The organism is Streptomyces phytophilus, from assembly GCF_013870535.1.
GTDB classification, from domain to species: domain Bacteria; phylum Actinomycetota; class Actinomycetes; order Streptomycetales; family Streptomycetaceae; genus Streptomyces; species Streptomyces phytophilus.
Window position 1 is genome coordinate 1 of record NZ_JACBXC010000517.1, and the last position, 4,101, is coordinate 4,101.

Sequence of the window (4,101 nt, forward strand, 5' to 3'; positions counted from 1 at the left end):
GTCCGCGGCGTCCTCGGCCGTCAACCCGGCCAGGTATCCGGTGCACACGCGGGCGCACTCCGCCAGCGCGAACGCCTGCTCTGCTCTCACCCGGCGGGACGGTCTGGATCGCGGAGTCTTCATCGTGCTCCCGGTTCGTGCGGCAGGGTGCGACTGTTCCGCAGTCCCCGACGCCCGGTTTGGCCACGTGGCAGACGTGAGATGAACACTGCGCGAAGCTCAGGTCGCGGGCGCAGGCAGCGGGCGCGGCGGGTCCCGCGGGGGTACGGGTAGGGTCGGACGGTGCCTGACCGGTACGCGCCCGTGCGCGGCCCGCGGCCGGGAGGCGAACGGCCGTGAGGCGCAAGGCCGGACGGATCGAAGAGTCGACGAAGGGAACCGCCGTGGAGCAGCTGCCGCCCGAATTCCTCACCCCCGGCTCGTCGTCGTTCGCGGACTTCCTCGCCGCCCACGCCCCCGACCAGCTCCCCGCCAACCGCCGCCCCGGCGGCGCCGGTGCCGCCGCCGGCGAGGCGATCGACATCCCGCACGGCACCACCATCGTCGCCGCCTCCTACGCCGACGGCGTCCTCCTCGCCGCCGACCGCCGCGTCACCCTGGGCAACGGCATGATCGCGCACCGGGACTTCGACAAGGTCTTCCCGGCCGACGAGTTCTCCGCCGTCGGCATCGCCGGCTCCACCGGCATGGCCGAGGAGATGGTCCGCCTGCTGCGCCTGGAGCTGGAGCACTACGAGAAGATCGAGACCGTCCCGCTCTCCCTGGAGGGCAAGGCCAACCGCCTCGGCACCCTCATCCGCGACAACCTCGGCCCCGCCATGCAGGGCCTGGCCGTCGTGCCCCTCTTCGCCGGGTACGACGCGCGCAGCGGGGCCGCGCGGATCTACTCGTACGACATCACCGGCGGCCGCGCGGAGGAGAAGTGCTTCGGCGGCACGGGCTCCGGCTCCGTGCACGCGCGCGGGGCGCTGAAGAAGCTGTACCGCGAGGGCATGAGCGAGGCCGACGCCGTGACGATGGCCGTGCAGGCGCTCTACGACGCGGCCGAGGACGACAGCGCCACCGGCGGCCCCGACGCCACCCGCCGCATCTACCCGCTCGTCTACACCGTCACCGCGGAGGGCTGCCGGCGACTGGACGACGCCCGGGTGTCGGAGCTGTCGCTCGCCGTGCTGGAGGGCCGCCGCGACCGCCCGGACGGGCCGAACGCACCGCTGGCGTAGCGCACTTCGCGCCGCCGGACCCCACCCGCCGGACCCCACCCGCCGCACCGTACGGGAGAGCGCCGGACCGCGCCCCGGACGGCCCGGTCACCCCGGCGGCGGCCGCCGCGCGATGTCGGACACCGGCCCCAGGTGGCCGAGCTTGTCGGGGTTGACCACCGACCGGATCGCCGCCACCTGGCCGTCCGCCAGGTCGAGTTCGATCACGCTGGCCACCCGCCCCCCGGCGTCGTACATCACCGCGCCCGGCCGGCCGTTGACCCAGGCCGGGCGGAGGGTGACGCCGAGCGCCCGGGTCCTGCGGAACAGGCCGACCAGGAGCCGCAGGACGGGCTCCCGCCCGGTCGGCGGGCTCGCCACCACCTGTGTCTTGCCGCCGCCGTCCGCGTGCAGCACCACGTCGGGCGCGAGCATGGCGAACAGCTCGTCCATGTCGCCGCCCGCGGCGGCCTCGAAGAACCGGCGGGCCAGCTCCTCACCCTCCGCCTGCCGCGTCGGCGGCGGGGCGCCGTCCTGCCGTACCTCCGCGGCGATGCGGCCCCGGGCGCGGGCGAAGATCTTCCGGCAGTTGACCTCGGACTTGCCCGTCGTCCGCGCGACCTCCGGATAGCCGTGGCCGAAGACCTCGCGCAGCATGAAGACCGCCCGCTCCACCGGCGTGAGCGACTCCAGCAGCACGAGGAACGCCATGGACAGCGAGTCCGACAGCTCGGCGTACTCGGCCGGCCCCGGCCGGTCGGCGGGCACGACGACCGGCTCGGGCAGCCAGTCGCCCACGTACCTCTCCCGCCGCACCCGGGCCGAGCCCAGGTAGTTGATGCCGAGCCGCGTCACGGCCGTCGTCAGATACGCCTTGAGGTCGCCGATCTCCGTACCCGCCCGGCGCGCACGGGTCAGGCCGAGGAACGCGTCCTGCACGATGTCCTCGGAGTCGCCCACCGACCCGGTCATCCCGTACGCGATGGAGAACAGCAGCGGCCGGAGGCCGGCCGTCGCCGCGTCCGTCCCGTCCCCGTCAGCCGGCCCAGGCACGGAACCCCTCCCGCCAGCTCCCGTAGCGCGGCACCCAGCCCAGCTCCTTGCGCGCCTTGTCGTTGGAGGACCCGCGCGCCGTCGTCATCTGCCCCACGACGAACTCCCCGGCCAGCAGCCGCCCGAGCCAGGCGGGCAGGTGCATCGGGGGTTTGGCCCCCGCGACCTCGGCGAGGTACGGCAGCCACTGCGCGACCGGTGCGGGCTCGTCGTCGACGACGTTGTACGCGCCGGGCCCGCCGTTCTCGACCGCGGCGAGCGTCGCGGCCGCGGCGTCGGAGATCTCGATGAACGACCAGATCCCGGCTCCGCCGCCGATCACCGGCAGCTGCCGCTTGCGCACCCCGTCCACCATGGCGTCCGAAGCGCCCCGCCCGTAGAACGTGCCGTAGCGCAGCACGACGCCCTCCGGTGCCCCGAGCGGCACGCTCTCGTCCACGTGCCTGATCGCCGCCAGCGTACGTGCCGCCGACGCGACGGCCGGCCGCGTGACGGTCGCGTCGTCCTCGGACTTCACCGGGCCGCCGGAGTGCTCGTAGACGAAGTTGTGGCTCTGCGCGACGACACGGCGGGTGCCGGCCCGCTCCGCGGCGGCCAGCAGGTTGTCGGTGCCCCGGGTGCGGAGTTCGTTGGTGGCGGCGAAGACCTTGTCCACGTTGCGCAGGCTCCGCATGTCGCCCAGCGCGGTCATCTGGTGCACGATGACCTCCGGTGCCGCGGCGTCCACCGCCGCGAGCACCGCCCCGCGGTCCAGCCCGTCGAGCACCACCGGCTCCGCGCCCTGCGCACGCAGCTGCGCCGTCTTGGCGGGCGTCCGCGTGGTGGCGGTGACCTCGTGGCCCGCGAGGGCCAGCTCCGGGACGAGGTGCCGCCCCAGCACACCCGTCGCCCCCGTGACGAAAACTCGCATGATCTTTCCTTTCGTGTGGCAACCCCTGGAGACAGGGCAGCACCCGGATCTGTGACACCCGGCGCGACGGGGCGTGCGGGCGGCGCGGAATTCGAGGGGCGGCGGGCCGACCCCCGCGGGTACCGTTCGGACGATGAGCGACCCCGCCCTCTTCCCGCCCGGCCTGCCCGTCCTCACCGAGATGCGCCTGCACGCCTCCGGACGCGCCTGGCTGGCGGAGCTGCCCGCCCTGGTGGAGAAGCTCCGCACCCGGTGGTCGCTGCACTTCGGCGCGCCGTACCCGGGCGGCAGCTGCTCCTGGGTGGCCCCGGCCCGGCTGCCGGACGGCACCCGCGCCGTCTTCAAGGTCACCTGGCCCCATCGCGAGGCGGCGGGGGAGGCCGAGGGCCTGCGCATCTGGGACGGCAGCGGCGCCGTGCGCCTCCTCGACCACGCCCCCGAGCACCAGGCGCTGCTGCTGGAGCGCTGCGAGCCGGGCACCGAGCTGGGCGCGGCGGACGGGCTCGGCACCGGGCGCCGGCTGCGGCTGGGCGCCGGCGTGCTGCGCGACCTATGGAGCGTCCCCGTACCGGCGGACACCGGGCTCGAACGGGTCGCGGACGTCTGCGCCGAGTGGGCCGGCCTCGTCGAGGAGCGGATGGAGCGGCTGCGCCCCGGCTACGACCCCGGGCTCGTCGCCCACGGCGCCCGGCTGCTCCGCGAACTCCCGGGCACGGCCGCCCGCGAGGTCGTCGTCCACGGCGACTTCAACCCCGGCAACGTCCTGGCCGCCGGGCGGAGCCCGTGGCTGGCCATCGACGCCAAGCCGATGACCGGCGACCCGGGCTACGACCCCTTCCCCCTGCTGGAGCAGATCGACGACCCGTTCGCCACCGCGGACCCGCACCGCACGGTCGCGGACCGCCTCGCGCTCCTCGCCGACGAGCTGGGCGAGGA

General features: G+C 75.0%; 4 protein-coding genes. 2 read left to right on the top strand and 2 right to left on the bottom strand.

All coding sequences use genetic code 11. The features are described 5' to 3' along the window. Nucleotides 1-356 precede the first annotated feature (356 nt). Entirely contained in the window at nucleotides 357-1,223 is an 867-nt protein-coding gene (gene prcB, locus H5J30_RS20415) for a proteasome subunit beta (RefSeq protein WP_181788850.1), read from the top strand. 87 nt (nucleotides 1,224-1,310) lie between these two features. On the opposite strand, the gene sigJ is transcribed toward prcB, so the two are convergent. Both sigJ and H5J30_RS20425 read right to left on the bottom strand, forming a co-directional pair. Then, nucleotides 1,311-2,255, bottom strand: a complete 945-nt coding sequence (gene sigJ, locus H5J30_RS20420) for an RNA polymerase sigma factor SigJ (RefSeq protein ID WP_181788847.1) — start codon at nucleotides 2,253-2,255, stop codon at nucleotides 1,311-1,313. Beyond that, nucleotides 2,239-3,135, bottom strand: coding sequence for an NAD-dependent epimerase/dehydratase family protein (locus H5J30_RS20425; protein WP_374101007.1), 897 nt, complete (start codon nucleotides 3,133-3,135; stop codon nucleotides 2,239-2,241). The genes sigJ and H5J30_RS20425 overlap by 17 nt, the downstream gene beginning before the upstream one ends. Before the next feature lie 163 nt (nucleotides 3,136-3,298). On the opposite strand from H5J30_RS20425, the gene H5J30_RS20430 reads away from it, so the two are divergent. Then, on the top strand, nucleotides 3,299-4,101 hold an 803-nt coding region (locus H5J30_RS20430), incomplete at its 3' end, for an aminoglycoside phosphotransferase family protein (protein WP_181788849.1).